We start from the raw sequence: 18,321 nt of genomic DNA, 5'->3' as shown, positions 1-18,321 counted from the left end.
TTGCATTATTTGTGACTGTCCCAATCGTTGTTTCGTTGACGAGAGGCGCTGCGGCGTCGCCGGACCTGCTGTTTTTTATCGCGCCGGTCGCGATGGCCGTCGTCGGTTACGTCATTATGAAGAAGTTCATCTTCGATCTCGTCGATGAGGTGCTCGATGCCGGTGACGCGCTCCTGGTGAAGAGCGGCGGCCGCGACGATCGGATTGCGTTGTCGGATATCAAGAACGTGAACTACACGCCGATGATGAGTCCGCCTCGCGTCACGCTGTCTCTGCGAAAGCCCAGCGTCTTTGGAGACAAAGTGACCTTCTGCGCTCCCATTCAGCTCATCCCGCTTTCCAATCACCCGATCATCGACGAGTTGATCGAGCGGATCGATGCCGCGCGCGACGGTCGTAGGATGGGTTGAGCGCAGCGAAACCCATCGAAGATCTAAGTTGGGTTTCGCTTCGCTCAACCCAACCTACGAAACCTAGCCCCAAATCTCCTTCGCCACCTCGACCACCAGCTCGAGCTTGCGCCGCTGCTCGTCGGGCGTGAGCGCGTTGCCCTTGATCGTGCTGGCAAAGCCGCATTGCGGGCTCAGAGCCAGCTGGTGAAGCGGCACCACTTGCGCCGCTTCTTCGATGCGGCGCTTGATCTCGTCCCGGGATTCGATCTTGCCCTTCTTGGTCGTGACCAGGCCCAGCACCGCAACCTTGTTCTTCGCCAAGTGCGTCAGCGGCACAAACGTGCCGGCGCGCGGGCTGTCGTATTCGAGAAACAGCGCGTCGACGTCGATGGCGCTGAAGGCCAGCTCCGCCACCGGATCGTAGCCGCCTTCCGCGGCCCAGCTGCTTTCGTGGTTGCCGCGGCACATGTGCATGCCGACCGCCATGTCGTCCGGCACCCCGCGCAGGCAATCGTTGAGCAGCGCGACGTATTTCGCAGGCAGGGCGTCCGGATCGTCTCCGCGCTCGACCACGCCTTTGCGCATCTGCGGATCGCACAGGAACGGCAGGTTGGTCTCGTCGATCTGCACGTAGCGGCAGCCGGCCTGATAGAGCGCCGCGATCTCCTCGCGATAGACGCTGGCAAGATCGGCAAAGAATTCCTCGATGTCCGGATAGGCTTTGCTGTCGATCGCGGCCCGACCGCCGCGAAAGTGCAGGATGGTCGGCGAGGGGATCGGCTGCTTGGCGACGAGACCCGCTTTGTCGGCGATGGGCTTGAGCGCCGCGAAATGGTGGACCGCGAGCGGCTGAACGCGCTTCAGCTTGCTTTTGACGATCACGCGCGGCGGTGCGAATTCGACGTCACCGCCCTCGTTGTGAAAGCGCGTCGGGAGCGAGCCCTCGAAGCCCACGCCGTCGATGCGCTCGATGAAATCCATGAACCAGTGCCGGCGGCGGAATTCGCCGTCGGTGCACACCTTGAGGCCGACATCGCGCTGCAGCGCCACCGCATCCTCGATGGCGCGCGTCTCGACCGCCCACAATTCATCGGCGCTCACGCGGCCCTGCAAGCGGCCGTTGCGGGCCTCGAAGATGGTAGCCGGGCGCAGCAGGCTGCCGACCACCTCGGCCTTGAACGGAGGAAGCGCGGGTGCGGTCACGGGAGCAATCCTTTGTTTTCCTGGGTCGAGGTCTGAGCGAGACCAAAGAATTTTATGTTATTTCAATATCTTAAATCTAGAGTTGGTGATGGTGTGTGCGGCCTGCGTCACTTCGCGGAAAATTGCAGCGCATCCCGGGATTCGCCGTGACACCCTTCGGCGATACCGTAATCTTCACCGAGTGTACGGCTGACAGGGGGTTGGCAGTGCGGGTGCGGGACGTCTTCGGCGGGCTTGGTGCGGCGCTGGCATTGTCCGCCTGCGTCACCCAGAACGCTCAGCATCAGACCACGACCTTTCTCGACTCCTACGCCCAGGCCCAGCCGACGCTCGCCTCGTTCCGCGAATGCCACGGCTTCGCCTGCAGCTCGAGCTCGACGGTCTCGCTCAGCCCGCAGGAATGGTCGAAGGTGGTCGCGGTGATGCGGCCGCCGGCCAAGGACGCCAAGGCCGAGCGGCGCAAGATTTCGGTCGCCGTCGCCACCATGCGCATGCTGGTCGGCGCCAAGACCGGCACGGCGGTCCATCAATGGACCCACAAGGATCGGGAGATCCTGCCGAACATGAGCGACCCGACGCAGCTCGATTGCATCGACGAGTCGGTCAACACCTGGACCTACATGACGATGATGGAGCGCGGCGGTCTGTTCCGTTTCCACGAGGTGGCGAAGCTTTCCAACTCCGGCGGTCTGGTCGACCCGCGCAACACCGCGGTGCTGAGGGAAAAGAACGGCGATCTCTACGCCATCGATCCGGCGCTGGTCGACGCCGGCGTGCCGCCGCCGGTCATTCCGCTTGCGAGCTGGATGACCGAATGGCCGCCCGACCTCTCCAAGAGCGACACGCCGAAGACCAAGGTGAATATCCGCACGCGAAGCGCGGCGCTGGAGAAGCCTGCCCAATAGGCCGCGTTGCAGTCGCGCAAGGTGCGTTGTCATCGGCGGTGCGCCCCCTCTCCCCAGCGGGGAGAGGGTCGGGGTGAGGGGGCCTCACTCTCTCGATAAACCGTACCCCCTCACCCGACGCGCTTTCGCGCGTCGACCTCTCCCCATGGGAGAGGTGAAGGAGTGCTCAATCCGCGCTATCATCAACCCATTCTCGACCGGGAGAATGGCCATGAGTTCGCTCAGCAGCAAGGACGGCCCGCGCTATCGGCACGCCGCCGACGAGACCCCCACGCCTTATGAAACCATCGGCGTCGACAAGCTTACGCCGATCATCGGCGCGGAGATCAGCGGCGTCGATCTGGCGAAGCCGCTATCGAACCGCGAGCGTGATGAAATCCACCGCGCGCTCGCGGAGAACTCGGTGATCTTTTTTCGCGATCAGTTCATCAGCCTGCAGCAGCATCTCGCCTTCGGCCGGTTGTTCGGCGAACTGCACATCCATCCGGCGGCGCCGCACGAACCCGGCGAGCCGGCGCTGATGAAGATCTACGCCGACGAAAAATCGCCGCGCGCCAACGGCGAGGGCTGGCACACCGATGTGTCGTGTGATCTCGAACCGCCGATGGGATCGATCCTTCATATCAAACAGTGCCCGCCGCATGGCGGCGACACGCTGTTCGCCAGCATGTATGCGGCTTATGACGCGCTGTCGGACCGCATGAAGGCGTATCTTGCCGGCCTCACGGCGCTGCACGATGGCGAGCCGGTGTATCGCGGGCTCTATTCAAACGCCGGCGTCGCCGACAAGCCGGCCTATCCGAGCGCCGAGCATCCGATCGTCCGCACCCATCCGGTGACCGGCAAGAAGGCGCTCTACGTCAACCGCGGATTCACGCACCACATCATCGGCATTCCGCGCGACGAGAGCGACGCGATACTCGCGTATCTTTATCAGCACGCCGAGAATCCGCTGTTCCAGTGCCGCTTCCGCTGGACCGAGAACGCGATCGCGTTCTGGGACAATCGCTGCACGCAGCATCGCGCGATGTGGGACTACTGGCCGCACACCCGCTCCGGCACGCGCGTCACCGTGAAGGGCGAGCGGCCGGTGTGATTTTGAGTTGGGGCTGCGGTCTATCAACTCGTGTCCCGGACGCGGTGCAGCGTGGAGCGAAGCGGAACGGTGCACCGCTGATCCGGGACCCCGGTTGCTGTCAACGTGAAGGAAAAAACCGGGGTCCCGGGTCTGCATCGCACCACTCGCTTTCGCTCGTGCTGCGCTGCGCCCGGGACACGTGGGGAGAGAGCGAGCCCCGCGATTTCAACAGAGCGAGTACGCTACTTCAAAATCTCCAGCGTCAGCGGCTTGAGCTTGTAGTTGTTGCACGGGTTGAACAGGATCGGGCAATTCGAGATCGCCACGATCTGCGGCATCAGCGCCTTCATGATCATGTAGTCGCCGACCTTGCCCTTGGCGTCGCGGATTTCCCACTTGCCGTCGGGATCGTAGGCCACCGTCATGAACACGTTGAAGCAGGCGTCGATGTTGAAGTTCCAGCGGTCCATGCCGTAGCCGCTGATGGCCTTCTCGAGGTTCTGCTGGCAGTTCGGCTGGCCTTTGCCCTTGTCGCCGTAGCGCATCATGTTGAGATGCTCGGAGCAGTAGCCACCGCCGCAATAGTTCTCGCCGGTGAGGTCTTCCTCGATCGTCCACATCGGCCGCGTGCGGTTGGTGTAGAGCGTCATCGGCTTGGTGAACTTCCAGCTGAGGTTCACGGCGCGGCTGCTGTGCATCGACAAAAGCTCGCGCGGGTCGTCTCGGTTGAACGAGATCAGGTCGGCGACCTGCTCGCCCTCGGGCTGGGTGAGCTTGAAGCGCTGTCCGGTCTCGATCTCGAAGCTGATGTTGCCGGCCGGCGGCAGTGTGACCGGTGTGCCGGGTGTGAGAACGGCGGTGGCTTTGCTCATGGTTGTATTCCCAGTTGCTGCAGCAGACTCGATCTGACTCCCTCTCCCCCATCGGGGAGAGGGTCGGGGTGAGGGGGAACAGCTCTATCGATAAACCGTACCCCCTCACCCGACGCGCTTTCGCGCGTCGACCTCTCCCCATGGGAGAGGTGAAAAAAGTGAGAGTCAACCCGAGGCATCACAACCCGCGCTTCAGCTGGCTTGCCGCCATCGCATAGCCGCCCAGCGCGCCGTCGACGAAGTGCACGTGGTTGGATCGCGTCGGCGATGGCGTGAAGCAGGTCATCATCGCGGCGTGCTGGCGGTGGGTGCCGTAGCGCAGAATGTTGTTCCTCGCGCGTTCGGCGAGATGCGCCTCGATCTCGTCGGCAAGCTCCACGGTGCAGTCGAGCACCATGCGAAGCGCATCGTCAAATTTGCGGAAGTCGGAGTTGTCGATCAGTTCGCGGGTGTATTTTGCCGGAATGAATTGCCCGGCCGTGATGCCGAAACGCATAATCAGAAAGGCGAAGAACGTATAGGCCAGAAGATAGATGCGACGCCGCCACAGCGGCTCGCCCTGCTTTCGCGAGGCCCGCACCTCTAGTTCGAAGCCCTGCGGCGGCCAGGTGAGCTTGAGCTTTTGCCCCGGCACCGGACGCGATGCATCCGGCGTCTTCTCGACAATCCGGGCGATGTCCTCGATCGCCGCGCGGAACGCGTCCATGTCGGCGCCCGGGATGGGCGCGACCACCAGCGACAGCACGACGCCACGCGACGATTTGATCTCCTCGAAACGGCACGACAGGCCGCTCAGATCCGGCCGCGCGCCGGGCGGCCCCGCGGCGAGCGCGATCTCGCCGCGCTTCATCGCGGCATCGGCCCAGGCGATGCCGCCGCCGGCAAACATCGCGATCGCGATATGCTCCGACGGCCCGTAGCGCGCGACGCGCACGTCGAAGCCCTGGGCCCGAATGTCGCCGATCGTCACCATACCGATGCGCAACGTCAGATCGAGATCGTCGCGCACCCACGCCGCGGTCGCGACCAGCGCCTCGCGGGCGATGTCCGCGTCCGCGGCCGGCACCGCGAAGCTTGCGCCATCGCCGCCGAACACGAAGGGAAATTCGCGATCCTCGAGCGCATGGGTGATCGCGACGATCACGGAGGCACCCGCCATGTTCACCGCCTTGTAGCGGTTTTCGGCAATCGCCTTGGTCGACTGCACGATGTCGGCGGTGCCGACCACCCAGTCATCCGGCAGTGGCCGGAACAGGCCTGGGTCCATGACGTGGGTGAAGTCACGGAAGACCGGCAGGCTGGTGTAGAAACGGTCGGGCGAGGCCGGTGTCAGCATGAGGCGATGTTAGCCGACAATGGGCGGCGCATCATGTCTGGGTGTCTCGTGTAGGATGTGCCGCGTTGAGGGGCAGGGCGTGAGTGCAGGGCTGTATGTCTGATCCGCGATCGTTGTATTTGGATCTCCTGGAAAAATCGCTGACCGATGAGATTTACCGCGAGCGGCCGGAAGACATCCGCTGGCGTTCTTTCCTGCAGCGCCTCCGCCATCCGTATCTCACGCGCCGCGGGGCATTCGCATGGCCCGGCCGGGCGCACACGATGATCGGGCGGCGGCGCCTGCGTCATCTCCGGGAGCTGGTCGAAGACGTGATCGACAACAATGTCCCCGGCCACTTCATCGAGACCGGCGTGTGGCGGGGCGGCGCCTGCATCCTGATGCGCGGCGTCCTCGCGGCACACGGCGTGCAGGACCGGCGGGTCTATTGCGCCGACAGTTTTGAGGGGCTTCCGCCGCCGGATGCAAAGCACCCTGCCGACAAGCGAGATCGCCTGCACGCCTTCAGCGAGCTTGCCGTGTCCGAAGACACCGTGCGTTCGCATTTTGCCGCCTATGGGCTGCTCGACGCGCAAGTGGTTTTCCTCAAGGGATTTTTTGAGGAGACGCTGCCGAAGCTTCGGGATGAACGGTTTGCGTTGATCCGGCTCGATGGCGACATGTATGGCTCGACGATCACGGCGCTGAACAATCTTTACGACCGGCTTTCGCCGTCCGGATACGTGGTCATCGATGACTATGGCGGGATCCGAAGCTGCGCCAAGGCCGTGACGGACTTCCTGGCCCAGCGCGGGCTCAAGCCGAAAATCGAGCCGGTCGACGAATCCTGCGTGTGGTGGCAGAAGCTGGTTGTTTGATTGACGCACATTGATGTTCGTGATAAGTTCTGATTTGCCTCGCTCATCTGAGGGCGTCTTCCGGAGACGTTCGGCTGACGGAGCGGGGTGTGGCGCCTGCAGGCGTGGCTCGTGACCACGTCCCAGGGTGTGAGGTCATTGTCCGTCCCCGATGAGGGGGCCGCCTTCAGTGGCAGGGCGCGGTCGGGTGAAAGCGGGCGCAAATGCCCCCTGGAGCATGGTGGGTGAAAACCCAGCCGGTCCGATCGAATCTCGAACGGTGGCCTCGCAATAAATCGCCACAGTGGAGCGCTGGAAGGCGTGCGTGCCGGTCAAACGGCACGCGGCACCCTCGCAAGGTGCCGACTGATACGTGGCGCCAACCGGCGCTCCGCTCCCCTCAGGGGAGGCAACGAAACCCGGGCATGGCCCGGATAAACCGACAGGGAAATCTGGCGATCCGCGCGGTTCATCGCGTGGAGCCGGGGACGCTTGTGTGCAGGGCTGTTTGAAAATTGAATCTGAGACCACGGCTGGCGCCGGTGGGAAACGCTCGCGCGCAACCCGCCGCCCTAAAGCGGCGTCTCGCCTTCGCGTTTGGCCAGGATCGCGGCCTCTTCGAGATCAAGCTCGCGTTCGAGGCGGCGGCGCGACTCGTCGGTGATCGTGCCGCCGCGCAGGAGGCCGTAGAGGAAGTCACGCTCGGCGGAGATCAGTTCCAGCCGCACATCGTTGTTGGCGCGCATCGCCGTAAGCCCATCGTCGAGGTCGCTCGGAATGAGCCGCTCGCGCTGATCGTGCCGCGCGTTGAGGAAGGTCACGATTTCCTCGCTCAGGCCGCGCTCCTCGGCGATCCGCTTGAGATGCGTTCTCGCGTGGCTGACTGCCGCGGTGCGCGCATCGAGTTCGGCCTGGCGTTCGAGGCGCGCATCGGCCTCGCCGTCGCCGCGCAGCCCGAGCCAGCGGATCACGTTCGGCAGCATCAGGCCCTGGCCGATCAGCGTGACGATGATGACGCCGAAGGTGGCGAACAGGATCAGATCGCGGTGAGGAAACGGATTGCCGCCATCGACCCAGAGCGGAATCGCAAGCGCCGCGGCGAGCGACACCACCCCGCGGATGCCGACGAAGGACAGCACGAACACCCAGCGCCATGGCGGCGAAGGTTCGCGCCGCGCCAGCACCGGATTGAGCCAGCGCGTTCCGTAGGTGACCGGGAACACCCAGGCGAACCGCGCCAGGATCACGATCACGACCGTGACCGCCGTCGCGGTGAGCACCTGGCCGATCGGGAAGTCGTGCGCCTTCTCGATCAGCGAGCGCGCCTGCAGGCCCGTGATCAGGAACACGAAGCCTTCGATCAGGTAGATGATCAAATCCCAGAAGAAGATGCCCTGCAGCCGCGTCGCGGCCGAGATCAGCCGCGGCCCGTTCCAGCTCACATAAAGGCCGCACGCGACGGTGGCGAGAACGCCCGAGCCCCCCACCTGATGCGGAATGAGGTAGGCCAGAAACGGCGTCATCACCGACAGCGTGATCTCGACACGCGGCTCGCGGGCCCAATGACGCAGCCTGAGACTGAGCCAGCCGACGCCGATGCCGTAGAGCACCTCGCCGGCCACGATCAGCGCGAAGTTGCCGGCGGCCTTGCCGGCCGAGATCGAGCCGGCCGTCACGGCGAGCACGGCGAACTTGTAGAGGATCAGCGCGGTGGCGTCGTTGGCCAGGCCTTCGCCTTCGAGCACCACCAGCAGGCGGCGCGGCAGGCCGAGCCGCCGCGCGATCGACAGCGGCGCCACCACATCGGGCGGCGACACGATGGCGCCGAGCACGAAAGCCACCGGCCAAGGCCAGTGGAGCAGATAGTGCATTGCCGCCGCCACCGCGACCGTGGTGAACACCACGGCGCCGAAGGCGAGCAGCGTGATCGGTCTGAGATTCTGGCAGAACTCGCGCCAGCTCATCGCAACGCCGGCCGAGTAGATCAGCGGCGGCAGCAGCACGAGGATCACCAGCTCCGGCGCGAGCTCGAGCGCGGGCAGGCCCGGCACCAGCGCCAGCCCGATGCCGGCCATGACCAGCAGGATCGACGGCGGCAGCGTCAGCCGTTGGGCGATGACGGCGACCAGCACCAGCACCGCCAGAATGAATGCCATGGTCTCGATGGAGCCGGTCATTGCACGCTACTTCTGGAACAGGCCGGCCGCGAGGTTCACCATCATGGCGACGATGGCGGTCGAGAAGAAGAACGACAGCGCGCCATGAGCGACGACCAGGCGGCGCGTCGGTTTGTGGGTGATGGCGACGTCGGAGACCTGGAACGTCATGCCGACCACGAACGAGAAGTAGATGAAGTCCCAGTAGTCGGGCTGATCGTCATCGGGAAATTTCAGGCATCCGCCGCCCTCGTCGCCGCCGTAGAATTCGTGGGCGTAGTGAAGCGCAAAGATGGTGTGCGTGAAAGTCCAGGACAAGACGACCGTGACGATGGCGAGCGCGATGTAGAGCCCGTAGTGCGGATCGTCGGCCTTGAGCACCGCGAGCTCGGCGAAGATCGCTCCGAGGCTTGCGACCGCCGCGATGACGGAGAGCGCCAGGATGCCGAACGCGCCTTCGTCCTGGATGTCCGCATTCCGCCTCATCGACGCGACCGTGGAGCATTGCGCCATCATGACCGCGGCGGCGACCAGATAGATGACAACGCCCGTATCCCATCCGAGCAGCATGCTCGCCACAGTGCCGAAGCCTGTCGCGCGAAGGATCAGGATCGCGACGAGGCCGATCGCGGCCGAGATGAACAGCCGCGGATGCGCCATGCCGACCCGGACGATCCGGATCGGGCGCTTCGGCGGGGTGCTCATTGGAATCCGGTCCGGCGCCTAGGCTCGCCGTTCGGCGATGAAGCGGGCGGCGTCCTTGAGGATCGCGGCGTCGGCGCCGAACGGTGCGAGCGTGCTCTCGGCGTCTTTTACCAGCTGCGTGAGGCGAGCCCGGGCGCCGGCGACACCGAGCAGGTCGACCAGCGTGGCCTTGCCGTGCGCCGCGTCCTTGCCGGCGGCCTTGCCGAGCGTGGCGGTGTCGCCCTCGACGTCGAGCAGATCGTCGGCGATCTGGAACGCCTGTCCGATCACCTGGCCGTAGCGGCTAGCCGCCTCGTGCTTGGCCTTCGGCGCATTGCCGAGGATCGCGCCGGCGACGCAGCAGAACTTCAGGATCGCGCCGGTCTTCATGGCTTGCAGCGTCAGAACATCCTGTTCGCCTTGGGCCTTGTCGTTCTTGCCGAAGCGGCCTTCGGCCGCGAGGTCGAGCATCTGGCCGCCGACCATGCCGCCGATGCCGGCGGCGCGGGCGAGGCCGGTGACCAGCGCGATGCGCACCGCGGCGTCCGGATGGGTTTCGGGGCGGCCGAGCACGTCGAACGCGAAGGTGAGGAGGCCGTCGCCCGCGAGGATCGCCGTGGCCTCGTCGAATTGCTTGTGCGCGGTCGGACGGCCGCGGCGCAGATCGTCATTGTCCATCGCCGGCAGGTCGTCGTGGACCAGCGAATAGCAGTGCACCAGCTCGATCGCGGCGCCGGCCATCAGCGCGCGTTCGCGCGGCACGCCGAACAGCGCCGCGGTCTCGATGGTGAGGAACGGCCGCAGCCGCTTGCCGCCGCCCAGGCTGGTGTAGCGCATCGCCTCGAGGATGCGCTGCGGGCGTGCGATCTCGCCTTCCGGCAGGCTTTTGCCGAGCAGCCGGTCGAGCAGATGCTCGGTGTCGTTGGCTGCGGCATTGAGCCTCGCGGCAAAGGAGGCGTCCTGGGTATCGGTTTTGGCGGCGGTGCGCGACATGGGATGAATTGTGCTTAACTCCGAACCAATGACAAGCGCTGCCACTCCCCGAAAATCCGCGTTTCGCGTGATCCGCTGGCTGGTTGTGGCAGTGCTGGTCCTGATCCTTTTGCCCTATTTGATCGCGCCGCTCTACCGCGTGATCAACCCCGTGTCGACACTCATGGTGGGTCGCTCGATTCTCGGTAAACGGGTTGAGCGGACCTGGGTGCCCATCGACAGGGTCGCGCCGGTGCTGCCGCGGACCGTGATCGCCTCCGAGGATGCGCGGTTTTGCAGCCATCGCGGCGTCGATATGGTGGAAATGCGGGCCGCTCTGGAGGACGCCGAGGACATTACCGACGCCCGCGGCGGCTCGACGATCACCCAGCAGCTCGCGAAGAATTTGTTCCTGTGGCCCGGCCGCAGCATCGTCCGCAAGGCTCTCGAGTTCCCGCTGGCGCTGTGGGTCGACCTGGTGCTGCCCAAGCGCCGGATCATGGAGATTTATCTCAACATCGCCGAATGGGGCCCGAACGGCGAGTTCGGCATCGAGGCCGGGGCCCAGAAGGCCTTCGGCAAGTCGTCGCGGGAGCTTTCTCCCGCGGAGGCGGGCCTGATGGCGGCGATCCTGCCCAATCCCAAGCGGCGGAGCGCCATGCAGCCCCGCCCGGGCGTGCGCCGGATCGCCGGCATCGTCCAGGCCCGCGCCGCCCGGGCCAAGTCCATCGATGCCTGTATCAGGAGGTGAGGGCCGGAAATGGGTTTCGCCTCATTTGGTCTAGCTTTGGCAGGGGGCTTCCTCTATAAGCCCGGCTTCCCAAGGGTTCAGACGGTCCGGCGCGTCGCGCGCCGCGGTTTTTCAAGGAGAATTCCCCATGGCCGTGCCGAAGAAGAAAACCTCGCCCTCGCGGCGTGGCATGCGCCGTTCGGCCGACGCGCTCAAGCAGCCGTCCTATGTCGAGGACAAGGATTCGGGCGAGATGCGGCGTCCGCATCACATCGATCTGAAGACCGGCATGTACAAGGGCCGGCAGGTGCTCAAGGCGAAGACCGAGGCCTAAGTTCGCAAGGTCGTCTGCTAGCCTGAGGGGCTCGCCATGTACCTGGTCGGTTTTCCGCTGCTGGTGATCCCGTTCGCGATCTACAACATGATCGCGTTCCTGACGCCGACTTTGAGCTGGACCGACAAGGTCGCGACCATCCATCTGATCTCGGGTCAGGATTGGAACGTGACGCCGGAGGAGATCCTCCTGGCGTTCTCCGTGCTGCTGCTCGGCGTCGAGATCGTGAAGGCGACGCGGATGGGCATCCGCGGCCTCCTCGACCACATCCTGTCGATGATCCTGTTCATCGCCATGCTGGTCGAGTTCCTGCTGGTCGCCCGCGCCGGCACCTCGCCGTTCTTCATCCTGATGGTGATCAGCCTGGTCGACGTGCTCGCGGGCTTCATCATCACGGCGCGCACTGCGCAGCGCGACATCCAGATCGAGCGCGACGTCCCGACCGTCTGAAGCATCCATGAGTCGCGATTTCCAATTGCCCGGCCGTTCGCCCGTCATCGCGAGCGAGGGCATGGCCGCGACCTCGCATCCGCTGGCGACGCTTGCCGCAATCGACGTGCTGCGCGCAGGCGGCAACGCCGTCGATGCCGCGGTCGCGGCGGTCGCGGTGCTCTGCGTGATCGAACCGCACATGACCGGCATTGGCGGCGACTGCTTCGCGCTGATCGCCGAGCCCGGCAAACCTGTGTGGGGCTACAACGGTTGCGGCCGCTCCGGCGCCAAGTCCTCGACCGAGGCGCTGCTCGAAAAAGGCATGACTTCGATCGAGCCGACCTCGCCGCACGCCGTGAACGTGCCGGGCGCGATCGAGGCCTGGGGTGCGCTGCTCAAGACGAAAGGCACCTGGCCGTTCGATCGGGTGCTGGCGCCTGCCATCAAATACGCCGAGCACGGCTTTCCGGTCGCGCCGCGTGTGGCCTCCGACTGGAAGGGCTGGGTCAGCAAGCTTCGCAACAGCACGGGCGCGACCAAGCATTATCTGCCGAACGGCGGCACGCCGGCTGAAGGCGACATCATGAAGCTGCCGGCGCTCGCCCGGACGCTGAAGGCGATCGCCAAGGATGGCGCGAAAGCGTTCTACGAAGGGCCCATCGCCGAAGACATGGCGTCGACGCTCGCGGCGAAAGGCTCCGTTCTCTCCGTCGAGGATTTCGCTAAGCATCGCGGCGAGGCGGTGACGCCGATCTCGACCAATTATCGCGGTGTCGACCTTGTCGAGATTCCGCCGAACACGCAGGGCCTCACCGCGCTGGTGACGCTCAACATCCTGGAGAATTTCGACCTCGCCGCGCTCGAAGCGCTCGGCCCCGATCGTTTCCATCTGATGCTCGAGGCCGCGCGGATGGGCTTCGCGGTGCGCGACACGCACATCGCCGAGCCGTCGTTCATGCGCGTGTCAGTTGATGCCCTGAACGACAAAGTCTTTGCAAAGACGCTTGCCGCGAAGCTCGATCGCACCAAGCGGGTGCCGTTGCCGCCGGCGCCGACGCCGGGCAGCGACACGGTCTATCTCACCGTGGTCGATCGCGACCGCTGCGCGGTGTCGCTGATCAATTCGCTGTACTCGTCATTCGGCACCGGCATTTGCACCGAGAAGACCGGGGTGCTGTTCAACAACCGCGGCTCCGGCTTCGTGCTCAAGCCCGATCATCCGAATGCGCTGGGCCCCTCGAAGCGGCCGATGCACACCATCATTCCGGCGCTGGCGATGCGCGGCGGCCGCTGCGATACGACCTTCGGCGTGATGGGCGCGCACTATCAGCCGATGGGCCACGTGCAGATGGTGCTCAACCTGTTCGACTACGGCATGGATATCCAGAGCGCCATCGACGCGCCGCGCGCCTTCTTCGAGGGCGAGAGCACCGTGATCGAGCGCGGCATGCCGGCCGCGACCGTCGAGGGGCTCAAGGCGCGAGGCCACAAGATTGTCGAAGCGCCGTCGCCCTGGGGCGGCGCACAGGCGATCCGTATCGACTGGGATCGCGGCGTGCTGATCGGCGGTTCCGAGCCGCGCAAGGACGGTTGCGCGCTCGGTTATTGATTGCGGTTACTGATTGTTCAATTGCCGCAGGCGCGACACGGTAGCCTGATAGGCGGCGATAACATCGGCCGGATCGGCGCGACGCTTCTCGCGGGTCTGCGGCAACTTCTCCGACGTGGCAATCAAATGCGTGATAAATGACGCGATCCGTTGCGCCGGGCCGTGACGCTGTGCCTCGCTCTGCGGCTTCAGCGGAATGAGCGGAACCAGCGCGCGGCTCGAAGATGGTAAATCGCTCACTTCCGGCATCGCGCTCTCCTGTGTCGTCGCGGGACAATTTCGTGCCCACAACGAGAACATCGCAACCGCCATGCCAGCATCGTGAACCGCGAGTTTACAAGCGGATTTGCCGTTTCTTCATCGCTATCCACTAAGTTGTCAGCGAAATAGCGCTGCGCTGTCACGCATTGAGACAGTGCTGCAGTCCCGTAAAGGTTCAACGTGTCTCAGGATCGCGACGCTCGCAGGCCGGCCTATCGATCGGTTGCTCCCTCGCAGGACGCCGACGTGTTCGCGACCGCGGACGTATTCGCGACGCCGGCCGTGCGTGCGCCTGAGCCACGCGGCGTTGTCGCGCGCGAACTCGCGTTCGATCCGGCGCGCATCATGGCCTCGATCGGTGAAGCGCCTTACGAGTGGACCATTGAATCCGATGTGCTGGCTTGGGGCGCGAACGCCACCGACGTGCTGAACGTTGGAAGCCTTGCTGCGATTTCCAGCGGCCGCAACTATGCGAAGCTGCTGGCCTCGGACACGGCGGCAAGCCGCTTCGATGCGGTGATGAAATCGCAGCAGCGCGACGGCGGCAGCGGCGTGCCGTATCAGCTGCAATACGTGTTGCAGCCGGCCGGATCCGACAAGTCGCTTTGGATCGAGGACATCGGCCGTTGGTTCGCAGGCGCTGACGGCAAGCCCGCGAGGGCACATGGTGTGGTCCGCGTCATCAACGAGCGCCACGCTCAGGAAGAGCGGCTGACCTACCTGTCGCGCTTCGACGGCCTGACCGGTGAGATGAACCGCTTTCATCTCACCGAGGTGCTCGAGAGCACACTCAATCAGGCAGTCGCGCAGCGCAATTCCTGCGGTTTCATGCTGGTCGCGGTCGACAATCTCGCGCGCATCAACGAGTCTTACGGCTTCGACGTCGCCGATGAAGCGATCGGCGCGGTGGCCAAGCGTTTGCGCGCAAAAATGCGCGGTGGCGACGAACTGGGTCGCTTCTCCGGCAACAAGTTCGGCGTGATCCTGAACAATTGCACCGCCGAGGATATGGAGAAGGCCGCCGAGCGGCTGATCGCTGGCGTCCGTGACGACGTGATCCGCACCGGCGCGGGTCCGGTTGCCGTGACTGTGACGATCGGCGGCGTCACCGCGCCGCGTCACGCGGCAAACGTGCCGGAGATTCTGGCGCGCGCGCAGGAAACCCTCGACCGGGCCAAAGCCAAGCGGCTTGGTTCGTTCCAGGTCTATCGTCCGAATGTCGAGCGCGAGATCCTGCGCCGCGAGAACGTCCGTGCGGCCGACGAGATCGTCAACGCGCTGAACGAGCGGCGCATCCTGCTGGCGTTCGAGCCGATCGCCGAGACGGTGTCGCGCCAGACCGCTTATTACGAATGTCTGATGCGCATCCGCCGCGCCGACGGCTCGCTGGCACCGGCCAGCTCCGTGATTCCGATCGCCGAGCGGCTCGGGCTGGTCCGGCTCATCGACCATCGCGTGCTCGAACTTCTGGTCAGCGAGATGGCGGCGGTGCCTGCGCTGCGCGCGAGCGTCAACGTCTCGCCGGCCTCGATCACCGATCCGGACTGGTGGTCGACGCTCGGTGCGCTGCTGCGCGCCAACTCCGGCGTGGCCGAACGTCTCATTGTCGAGATCACCGAGTCGACTGCGATCCATGATGTCGACGACACGCGCGGCTTCGTATCCCGCGTCAAGGATCTCGGCTGCAAGATCGCGGTCGACGATTTCGGCTCGGGCTACACGTCGTTCCGCAATCTGCGCAAGCTCGGCGTGGACGTGCTGAAGATCGACGGCGCCTTCGTGCAGAACCTGATGCGCGCCGACGACGATCGTTCGTTCGTGCGTTCGCTGGTCGATCTCGCCCGGCGGCTCGGACTGAGCACGGTCGCCGAGTGGGTGCAGGACGAGCCGAGCGCCGCGCTGCTCGCCGAATGGGGCTGCGATTATCTGCAAGGCCAATTGATCGGCCTCGCTTCGCTCGAGCGTCCGTGGGGCGACACTGTGAAGGTCGACCGGCGCAAAGCCCCGCGCGAGCATCAGGACCGCTCGCGGTAACGCTTCCGTTATCAGGTCTGCGACATTTCGCCCGACCGTTTGCGCGCCTCCATGAACAAGGATTAATCCCCGCGCCAGCGCTCCGTAAGGGTGCGGTCCCCATGTTGTCTGCAACGCGCCACTGGCGCTTTGCAACGATGATGGAGACTGAACTCATGAAAAACGAACTTCCCACGAAGGTGCGCGCGTTGCTGTCGAAGCGCCGCGTGATTCTGCTGGCGTCGGTCGCAGCGATTGGCGCCGGTGCGCTGTTTGCGAGTCCGTCCTATCCGCCGCTGACGTTGAACGGCACGCCGGCTCACGCCGACACGGCCACCACGCAGCCTCAGCCCGGCTTTGCCGATCTGATTGAGAAGGTGAAGCCTGCCGTCATCTCGGTGCGCGTCAAGATCGAGGACCAGGGCGCCACGAACGGCACCGGCCTGAGCAATGAGGAGTTCGGCGACAACAATAACAACGAAGGCTTGCAGCGGTTCTTCCGTCAGTTCGGCATGCCCGACGTGCCGAACTTCCGATCGATGCCGCGCCATCGAACCATCACTGGCCAGGGCTCGGGCTTCTTCATCTCGGCTGACGGCTATGCGGTGACCAACTTCCACGTGGTCGATCACGCCAAGACGGTCGAGATCCAGACCGACGCCGGCAAGACCTACACCGCGAAGGTTGTCGGCTCCGACCAGAAGACCGATCTGGCGCTCATCAAGGTCGACGCGGGCAGCTCCTTCCCCTTCGTCGAACTTTCCGACAAGCAGCCGCGGGTTGGCGACTGGGTGGTTGCGGTCGGCAATCCGTTCGGCCTCGCCGGCACTGCGACCGCGGGCATTGTCTCGGCTCGCGGCCGTGACATCGGCGCGGGTCCGTACGACGACTTCATCCAGATCGACGCCCCGATCAATAAGGGCAACTCCGGCGGTCCGGCGTTCAACGTCGAGGGCAAGGTGATCGCCGTCAACACCGCGATCTACTCGCCGTCAGGCGGCTCGGTCGGCATCGGCTTCGGCATTCCGGCCGACACGGTGAAGACTGTCGTCGCGAAGCTCAAGGACAAGGGCTATGTCGAGCGTGGCTGGATCGGCGTGCAGGTGCAGCCGGTCAATCAAAACATCGCCGAGAGTCTTGGGATGCGCAACGCCGACGGCGCGCTGGTCGATGAGGTGCAGGACGGCGGTCCCGCCGCCAAGGCTGGCCTCAAGGCGGGTGACGTCATCACCGCGGTCAACAGTGACGCGGTCCATGACTCGCGCGACCTCGCCAGAAAGATCGGCGCGCTGACCCCGGGCGCCAAGGTGAACCTGAGTGTCCTGAGCAATGGCGAGCGCAAGACCATCGCGCTGGCGCTGGAGTCGATGCCGAACGATAAGCAGGCGAAGGCCGACGGTTCGTCGAAGGACGCCGATGCGGGTGCCCCGCATCTCGGCCTGAGCCTCGCGCCTGCAAGTCAGGTGGCTGGAGCCGATGCCCAGGGTCTGGTCATCACCGGCATCGAGCAGGACAGCCCGGCGGCCGAGCAGGGCCTGCAGACCGGCGACGTTATTCTCAGCGCCGGCGGCAAGACGGTGTCGAGCGTAGGCCAATTGCGCAAGGTGTTGGCCGACGCCCGCAAGGATGGCCGCACCAACGTGCTGATGCGGGTGAAGTCCGGCAACGGGACGCGCTTCGTCGCAGTCCCGCTGAAGAGCGCTTGATCCGCCACGAAGTGAGGGCGTGCCGTTCGAACGGTCGGTCTCCTCGGGCGGCACAAACTCAGGGGACGGGCGATGAGCCCGTCCCCACTTTATTTTCCGATCGATTCTTGAAGCTTGGCTTATTCGCCTTTGTCGCCGAGGCGATCGAGACGCTTCTGCATCTCTTCCATCTGGCGCTTCAAATCGTTGATGTCGTCGCCGCTGCCCGACGAAGACTTGTCCTTGTCGGCGTCCGGGGCGCCAGCGCCGGCCTGGCCGCCCTGTCGGGCAAAGGGCGCAAACATCGCGAAGGTGCGTTCGAACATTTCCATGTTCCGGCGCACCTGGTCTTCCATCCCTCCGAAGCCGCCCATGCCGAAGGCCTGGGAGATCTGTTCGCGGAACTTGGATTGCTCCTTGGTGAGCGAGTCGATCGATACTTCGAGATAGCGCGGCACCAGCATCTGCATGCTGTCGCCGTAGAAGCGGATGAGCTGGCGGAGAAAATTGATCGGCAGCAGGTTCTGCCCGCCTTCCTTGTTCTCCTGCTCGAAGATGATCTGCGTCAGCACCGAGCGGGTGATGTCCTCGTTGCTCTTGGCGTCGTAGACGACGAAATCCTCTCCGGCCTTCACCATGGCGGCGAGGTCTTCCAGTGTCACGTAGGTGCTGGTTCCGGTGTTGTAGAGACGCCGATTGGCGTACTTCTTGATGATGACCGGCTCGTCCGACTTAGCCATTTGCCCTCGCTCACGCTCTGCCAGGGGGGCCGCGCGACCGGCGGTCTACCCTGGAACAAGGCTAAGCGGTTTCCCGGCGGCGG

At 64.7% G+C, this 18,321-nt stretch carries 18 protein-coding genes; 10 read left to right on the top strand and 8 right to left on the bottom strand.

Going from position 1 to position 18,321, the window contains the following annotated elements; all coding sequences use genetic code 11:
* Positions 1-35: 35 nt before the first annotated feature.
* Positions 36-410 (top strand): hypothetical protein, encoded by a 375-nt coding sequence (locus RHPLAN_RS37275; RefSeq protein WP_068029867.1) that lies wholly within the window; start codon positions 36-38, stop codon positions 408-410.
* 63 nt (positions 411-473) lie between these two features.
* On the opposite strand, the gene RHPLAN_RS37270 is transcribed toward RHPLAN_RS37275, so the two are convergent.
* Positions 474-1,595 (bottom strand): 5-methyltetrahydropteroyltriglutamate--homocysteine S-methyltransferase, encoded by a 1,122-nt coding sequence (locus RHPLAN_RS37270; RefSeq protein ID WP_068029865.1) that lies wholly within the window; start codon positions 1,593-1,595, stop codon positions 474-476.
* Positions 1,596-1,801: 206 nt separating this feature from the next.
* Here RHPLAN_RS37270 and RHPLAN_RS37265 point away from each other — a divergent pair, with 206 nt between their 5' ends.
* Both RHPLAN_RS37265 and RHPLAN_RS37260 read left to right on the top strand, forming a co-directional pair.
* Positions 1,802-2,500 (top strand): hypothetical protein, encoded by a 699-nt coding sequence (locus tag RHPLAN_RS37265; protein ID WP_068029861.1) that lies wholly within the window; start codon positions 1,802-1,804, stop codon positions 2,498-2,500.
* Between the two features lie 211 nt (positions 2,501-2,711).
* Positions 2,712-3,596 (top strand): TauD/TfdA dioxygenase family protein, encoded by an 885-nt coding sequence (locus tag RHPLAN_RS37260; protein ID WP_068032472.1) that lies wholly within the window; start codon positions 2,712-2,714, stop codon positions 3,594-3,596.
* A 224-nt stretch (positions 3,597-3,820) separates the two neighbouring features.
* Here the strand turns inward: RHPLAN_RS37260 and RHPLAN_RS37255 are convergent, their stop codons facing one another.
* Together RHPLAN_RS37255 and RHPLAN_RS37250 are read right to left on the bottom strand one after the other, a co-directional pair.
* Positions 3,821-4,450: a DUF1989 domain-containing protein gene (locus RHPLAN_RS37255; RefSeq protein WP_068029858.1), complete on the bottom strand. Its 630-nt coding sequence runs from the start codon at positions 4,448-4,450 to the stop codon at positions 3,821-3,823.
* Between the two features lie 178 nt (positions 4,451-4,628).
* Complete coding sequence (locus RHPLAN_RS37250) at positions 4,629-5,786, bottom strand: DUF3095 domain-containing protein (protein WP_068029855.1); 1,158 nt, start codon at positions 5,784-5,786, stop codon at positions 4,629-4,631.
* 95 nt (positions 5,787-5,881) lie between these two features.
* Between RHPLAN_RS37250 and RHPLAN_RS37245 the strand changes: the two genes are divergently transcribed.
* On the top strand, positions 5,882-6,643 hold the full coding sequence (locus tag RHPLAN_RS37245; RefSeq protein ID WP_068029852.1) for a TylF/MycF/NovP-related O-methyltransferase: 762 nt from the start codon (positions 5,882-5,884) through the stop codon (positions 6,641-6,643).
* Between the two features lie 551 nt (positions 6,644-7,194).
* Here RHPLAN_RS37245 and RHPLAN_RS37240 read toward each other — a convergent pair.
* The 3 genes from RHPLAN_RS37240 to RHPLAN_RS37230 are packed head-to-tail and all read right to left on the bottom strand — an operon-like array spanning position 7,195 to position 10,455.
* Positions 7,195-8,799, bottom strand: coding sequence for a Na+/H+ antiporter (locus RHPLAN_RS37240; protein ID WP_068029849.1), 1,605 nt, complete (start codon positions 8,797-8,799; stop codon positions 7,195-7,197).
* A 6-nt stretch (positions 8,800-8,805) separates the two neighbouring features.
* Positions 8,806-9,483 (bottom strand): DUF1345 domain-containing protein, encoded by a 678-nt coding sequence (locus tag RHPLAN_RS37235; protein ID WP_068029847.1) that lies wholly within the window; start codon positions 9,481-9,483, stop codon positions 8,806-8,808.
* Between the two features lie 18 nt (positions 9,484-9,501).
* Entirely contained in the window at positions 9,502-10,455 is a 954-nt protein-coding gene (locus RHPLAN_RS37230) for a polyprenyl synthetase family protein (protein ID WP_068029845.1), read from the bottom strand.
* Between the two features lie 28 nt (positions 10,456-10,483).
* Here RHPLAN_RS37230 and mtgA point away from each other — a divergent pair, with 28 nt between their 5' ends.
* From mtgA to ggt, 4 genes are all read left to right on the top strand, one after another.
* Positions 10,484-11,185, top strand: coding sequence for a monofunctional biosynthetic peptidoglycan transglycosylase (mtgA, locus tag RHPLAN_RS37225; protein WP_068029842.1), 702 nt, complete (start codon positions 10,484-10,486; stop codon positions 11,183-11,185).
* Between the two features lie 127 nt (positions 11,186-11,312).
* Positions 11,313-11,498 (top strand): 50S ribosomal protein L32, encoded by a 186-nt coding sequence (rpmF, locus tag RHPLAN_RS37220; RefSeq protein ID WP_068029840.1) that lies wholly within the window; start codon positions 11,313-11,315, stop codon positions 11,496-11,498.
* Between the two features lie 36 nt (positions 11,499-11,534).
* On the top strand, positions 11,535-11,948 hold the full coding sequence (locus tag RHPLAN_RS37215) for a hypothetical protein (RefSeq protein ID WP_068029837.1): 414 nt from the start codon (positions 11,535-11,537) through the stop codon (positions 11,946-11,948).
* A 7-nt stretch (positions 11,949-11,955) separates the two neighbouring features.
* Positions 11,956-13,539 (top strand): gamma-glutamyltransferase, encoded by a 1,584-nt coding sequence (gene ggt / locus RHPLAN_RS37210; protein WP_068029834.1) that lies wholly within the window; start codon positions 11,956-11,958, stop codon positions 13,537-13,539.
* A gap of 6 nt (positions 13,540-13,545) precedes the next feature.
* Here ggt and RHPLAN_RS37205 read toward each other — a convergent pair whose 3' ends face one another.
* Positions 13,546-13,788 carry a hypothetical protein gene (locus tag RHPLAN_RS37205; protein ID WP_068029831.1) on the bottom strand — a complete coding sequence of 81 codons (243 nt, stop codon included), beginning with the start codon at positions 13,786-13,788 and terminating at the stop codon, positions 13,546-13,548.
* 192 nt (positions 13,789-13,980) lie between these two features.
* Here RHPLAN_RS37205 and RHPLAN_RS37200 point away from each other — a divergent pair, with 192 nt between their 5' ends.
* Together RHPLAN_RS37200 and RHPLAN_RS37195 are read left to right on the top strand one after the other, a co-directional pair.
* Positions 13,981-15,834, top strand: coding sequence for a putative bifunctional diguanylate cyclase/phosphodiesterase (locus tag RHPLAN_RS37200; protein WP_335341047.1), 1,854 nt, complete (start codon positions 13,981-13,983; stop codon positions 15,832-15,834).
* Between the two features lie 155 nt (positions 15,835-15,989).
* The gene (locus tag RHPLAN_RS37195; protein ID WP_157100729.1) at positions 15,990-17,519 is read left to right on the top strand and encodes a Do family serine endopeptidase; all 1,530 of its coding nucleotides are present in this window, start codon (positions 15,990-15,992) and stop codon (positions 17,517-17,519) included.
* 119 nt (positions 17,520-17,638) lie between these two features.
* On the opposite strand, the gene phaR is transcribed toward RHPLAN_RS37195, so the two are convergent.
* Positions 17,639-18,238, bottom strand: a complete 600-nt coding sequence (phaR, locus tag RHPLAN_RS37190; RefSeq protein ID WP_068029825.1) for a polyhydroxyalkanoate synthesis repressor PhaR — start codon at positions 18,236-18,238, stop codon at positions 17,639-17,641.
* Positions 18,239-18,321: the final 83 nt, after the last annotated feature.

It is taken from the genome of Rhodoplanes sp. Z2-YC6860 (genome assembly GCF_001579845.1).
Classification (GTDB): domain Bacteria; phylum Pseudomonadota; class Alphaproteobacteria; order Rhizobiales; family Xanthobacteraceae; genus Z2-YC6860.
This window is presented reverse-complemented; position numbering and strand designations above follow the sequence as displayed.

Bases quoted from the DNA above. Each gene is read 5' to 3' on its own strand.
- mtgA (WP_068029842.1), top strand. From the start codon at position 10,484: ATGACAAGCGCTGCCACTCCCCGAAAATCCGCGTTTCGCGTGATCCGC.
- rpmF (WP_068029840.1), top strand. From the start codon at position 11,313: ATGGCCGTGCCGAAGAAGAAAACCTCGCCCTCGCGGCGTGGCATGCGC.
- RHPLAN_RS37245 (WP_068029852.1), top strand. From the start codon at position 5,882: ATGTCTGATCCGCGATCGTTGTATTTGGATCTCCTGGAAAAATCGCTG.
- RHPLAN_RS37235 (WP_068029847.1), bottom strand. From the start codon at position 9,483: ATGAGCACCCCGCCGAAGCGCCCGATCCGGATCGTCCGGGTCGGCATG.
- ggt (WP_068029834.1), top strand. From the start codon at position 11,956: ATGAGTCGCGATTTCCAATTGCCCGGCCGTTCGCCCGTCATCGCGAGC.
- RHPLAN_RS37255 (WP_068029858.1), bottom strand. From the start codon at position 4,450: ATGAGCAAAGCCACCGCCGTTCTCACACCCGGCACACCGGTCACACTG.
- phaR (WP_068029825.1), bottom strand. From the start codon at position 18,238: ATGGCTAAGTCGGACGAGCCGGTCATCATCAAGAAGTACGCCAATCGG.
- RHPLAN_RS37250 (WP_068029855.1), bottom strand. From the start codon at position 5,786: ATGCTGACACCGGCCTCGCCCGACCGTTTCTACACCAGCCTGCCGGTC.
- RHPLAN_RS37195 (WP_157100729.1), top strand. From the start codon at position 15,990: ATGAAAAACGAACTTCCCACGAAGGTGCGCGCGTTGCTGTCGAAGCGC.
- RHPLAN_RS37240 (WP_068029849.1), bottom strand. From the start codon at position 8,799: ATGACCGGCTCCATCGAGACCATGGCATTCATTCTGGCGGTGCTGGTG.
- RHPLAN_RS37230 (WP_068029845.1), bottom strand. From the start codon at position 10,455: ATGTCGCGCACCGCCGCCAAAACCGATACCCAGGACGCCTCCTTTGCC.
- RHPLAN_RS37260 (WP_068032472.1), top strand. From the start codon at position 2,712: ATGAGTTCGCTCAGCAGCAAGGACGGCCCGCGCTATCGGCACGCCGCC.
- RHPLAN_RS37215 (WP_068029837.1), top strand. From the start codon at position 11,535: ATGTACCTGGTCGGTTTTCCGCTGCTGGTGATCCCGTTCGCGATCTAC.
- RHPLAN_RS37205 (WP_068029831.1), bottom strand. From the start codon at position 13,788: ATGCCGGAAGTGAGCGATTTACCATCTTCGAGCCGCGCGCTGGTTCCG.